The 3,448-nt window shown below is 48.9% G+C and carries 3 protein-coding genes; 2 read left to right on the top strand and 1 reads right to left on the bottom strand.

Going from position 1 to position 3,448, the window contains the following annotated elements; all coding sequences use genetic code 11:
- The first annotated feature begins 332 nt into the window (after nt 1-332).
- Entirely contained in the window at nt 333-1,109 is a 777-nt protein-coding gene (locus tag DBO31_RS04250) for a PhzF family phenazine biosynthesis protein (RefSeq protein WP_150824518.1), read from the top strand.
- Between the two features lie 110 nt (nt 1,110-1,219).
- Here the strand turns inward: DBO31_RS04250 and DBO31_RS04245 are convergent, their stop codons facing one another.
- The gene (locus DBO31_RS04245; protein ID WP_150824517.1) at nt 1,220-2,095 is read right to left on the bottom strand and encodes a DMT family transporter; all 876 of its coding nucleotides are present in this window, start codon (nt 2,093-2,095) and stop codon (nt 1,220-1,222) included.
- A gap of 104 nt (nt 2,096-2,199) precedes the next feature.
- Between DBO31_RS04245 and DBO31_RS04240 the strand changes: the two genes are divergently transcribed.
- The gene (locus DBO31_RS04240; RefSeq protein ID WP_150824520.1) at nt 2,200-3,096 is read left to right on the top strand and encodes a LysR family transcriptional regulator; all 897 of its coding nucleotides are present in this window, start codon (nt 2,200-2,202) and stop codon (nt 3,094-3,096) included.
- The last annotated feature ends 352 nt before the right edge of the window (nt 3,097-3,448 follow it).

Below are 3,448 nucleotides of genomic sequence, written 5' to 3'. Positions count from 1 at the left end.
CTTATGCAGCAATGTTTGTTATCGGCAAGAGCGCTAATGGACTTACAAGTTGGAAGAATGAACACGGGAAGACACTCAAGGCTCTCGAATCTGCCGATAGCGTCGATTAAACCTTTCAACGGTAGCCATACCTTTTAATGATTGCGGATTGGGGTGCCGCTTTTGACTACAGCGGCCACAGCAACATATACATCAAGGCCTCAGACGCGCTCTTGCTCTATGCCCTGAGACGCAGAAAAGTCCAGAAACAGCATGGTTTCCGGGCTAAAAGCACATACGGGCATAGTATATCAAAGATGAGGTCTTGATATACTATAGAAGGGATTACTGTAATGAGACAATATGTAGTTGATGCATTTACGGATTCTGTGTTTCATGGCAATCAGGCGGCTGTTTGCGTGCTGGACCAATGGCCGGATGATGAACTGATGATGCATATAACCAGAGAGAACAACTTTTCGGAGACGGCATTTACCGTCCGGGAAGGCGGTAAATGGCACTTGCGCTGGTTTACACCGGGTGGGGAAATCGATTTGTGTGGCCATGCCACGCTTGGAACCGCCTATGTTCTGTTCCGTTTTTATGAAAAGAATTCGGACAGACTTGTCTTTACCACTCTGTCCGGTGACTTAATAGTAACAAAAGAAGGTAATCTGTTGGAAATTGAGTTTCCCGCTTATGACCTGGTGCCGGTGGAAGTAACAGATGAAACGGAACAGGCTCTTGGTTCCAGACCACTTGAAGCCTTCATGGGAAGGGATCTGCTTTGCGTGATGGAGAATGAAAAGACAGTACGAGAACTTACACCGGATCTGGAAAGAGTAAAACAGATGGCTGGCTTGCTTCTTCATGTTACTGCCGCGGGAATGGATACAGATTGTGTTTCTCGCAGTTTTGCTCCGAAACTGGGTGTTGCCGAAGACCCGGTTTGTGGATCGGGCCATTGTCATATCATCCCTTATTGGGCAGATTTGCTTGGCAAAGACAAGCTGGTGGCATATCAGGCGTCCAAACGCGGTGGGACACTTTATTGTCGGCGTGAAGGAAAAAAGATCTATATGGCTGGTAAAGCAGCGCTTTACTCAGTCGATGAATTGTTTGTAGAGTAATTTCAGTGCATGCTCCGATATATTCGAATTACATACAAAAAGACCGTCACGTATATTCGTGGCGGTCTTCGTCATTCATGGAATGATGTATGTGAAGTAGAGGTGTCGTTTTAAGAACGATGCGTTTTGCAGAGATATTTTAGGGGAAGCTGGACGATGGTGATGCCCAAGAGGATGCAGATCGCTCCTACTGATTGGATGTGCGTAAAGGTTTCGTTCAGGAAGATGACGCCTAGGATGGCGGCGATGAGCGGGTTGAGCGCTGTGAACAGGCCGGCCTTCTCGGCACTGGTATACTTTTGCGCGACGGGCTGAAAGGTGAAGCCAAAGACGGAGCAGATGAATACTAAGGCTAGGATGGCGCTCCACGTTGTCGTATCGTCAGGAATGACTGGACGTTCCAATAAGGCCGTGCCTACTGTGCTGTATACGGCGAGAAACCCCATCTGCAAGATTCCTAACAGTAACGGGTCACACTGCCGGGCCAGGCGGGCAGTCAGGCAAATCCAAAAGGCATAGAAAACGGAACCGGTTAGACAGATGATTTCGCCCGGGGCCAGGTGGAAGTCAGCGCCTTGCAGGGTGAGACAGGCGATGCCGATCAGGAGCAGGGCCGTAGCCGTCAGGACTTGTTTCCTCGGCCAATGGTGGCTGACAACGGCCATTAAGACCAGTACCCAGACGGCGGATGTATTTTCCAAGAAGGCTGCTGTCGAAGAGGGAATCGTCGTCAAGCTGATGAGCTCACAGGTCATGCAGGCAAAGAGGAAGGTTCCTAAGAGACAGGCAGCCTTCCATACTTGGCGTGTCAACAGTGGAAGACGGTGGTGGAAGAGCAACAGCAGGATAAGCGTCGTCAGGGTAAAGCGGGTAGCCAGCAGTTCTAATGGTGGTATCCCATTCAGGCCGATTTTCGACAGGAGATAGGAAATGCTGCGCGAAGCGATGACGAGGATGAGCAGTATTTCTGCATGTCGTTGTTTCATGAAAAGTCTCCTTACTTTTTTACTTTTATGATATGATAGAAGTAGCATGGAGGGAATAGCAAAATAATCCATGAGGTATTGAGAGAAAAGCAAAGGTGATAGCTGTGAATACGGAAAAATGCAGGCTCTTGTTGCAAGTCATCCAGGCGGGCAGTTTTTCTTCCACTGCCGAACGATTGGGATATACCCCGTCTGGTGTCATGCGGGCCATTGCTTCGTTGGAAAAGGAAATCGGGTTTCCCCTGTTGGGGCGGACAGCGCAAGGTATTTATCTGACCCGTGAAGGCCAGGCCGTCCTCCCGTATCTGCGCCGTCTCGTACGGGATGAAGATGCTCTATTGCAGTACAGTGCGCAGATACGGGGACTGACAGCCGGGGATATTTACATTGGATCTTATTTCAGCGTGGCTGCTAACTGGCTGCCGCAAATCATACAGGCGTTCCAGCAGGCTTACCCGGCAGTCCACGTCCATATTGAGGAATGCGCCAATAAAGTGATGTATGACGGATTGGAAGAAGGGCGCTTTGACTGCTGCATTACGACTTGGCGCCCTTTTTCCGGGGATTGGATTCCCTTGTGTGAAGATGAAATGGTCATGTGGCTTCCAGAAAATCATCCCTTGGCACAAGCCAAGGTCTATCCGCTGAAGCGGTTGTGTCACGAATCGTTCATCGAACCATTGCCACAGCAGGACACAGATGTCGCCCGAATTCTCAAGGAAGAACATATTTCCTATGAAACGCGATATACGGCTATCGATAACTATACGACGTATCGCATGGTCGAAGCCGGGCTGGGTGTCAGCATGAACAACCGTCTCATGACGGCACAATGGCGGGGCCGCGTGGCTATCCTTCCCATGGAACCGGCCCATACGATTACCATAGGCATTGCCATTCCCAGCCGGGACAGCGCGGCTCCGGCAGTCAAGAAATTCGTCCATTACGTGCAAAAGGGAATCAGCCAGATACTTGCATCAATCGGGCAGTCAAAACCATAGATTGCATAACATGGGCAAATACATTAAGGAAAGTGGGATAAGGAGAAAATAAAGGCGGCAGTATTGACACACTATGCTAGAAATGGGATAGATCTGAAGAACTTTCGATATAATCATTGACATTACATCTGTGGCGTGCTATACTTCAATCCAGATGTAATTATTTATATTACATATCAAACATCCGTTGCAGATTTTAGGGTGAATCCGGTCATCGAATCTAGGGAGGCATTGAACATGGAAGCAAAAGATTATCTTGACTATGTCGCAAATGAAATCCATCGGACGATTGTGGCCACCGTTGATGACGAAGGTCTCCCGGTGACGGCAGCAATCGATATGATGGACAGTG

Origin of the sequence: Megasphaera sp. DJF_B143 (assembly GCF_900320625.1) — a bacterium.
In the GTDB taxonomy this organism is placed as follows: Bacteria; Bacillota; Negativicutes; order Veillonellales; family Megasphaeraceae; genus Megasphaera; species Megasphaera hexanoica.
This window is presented reverse-complemented; position numbering and strand designations above follow the sequence as displayed.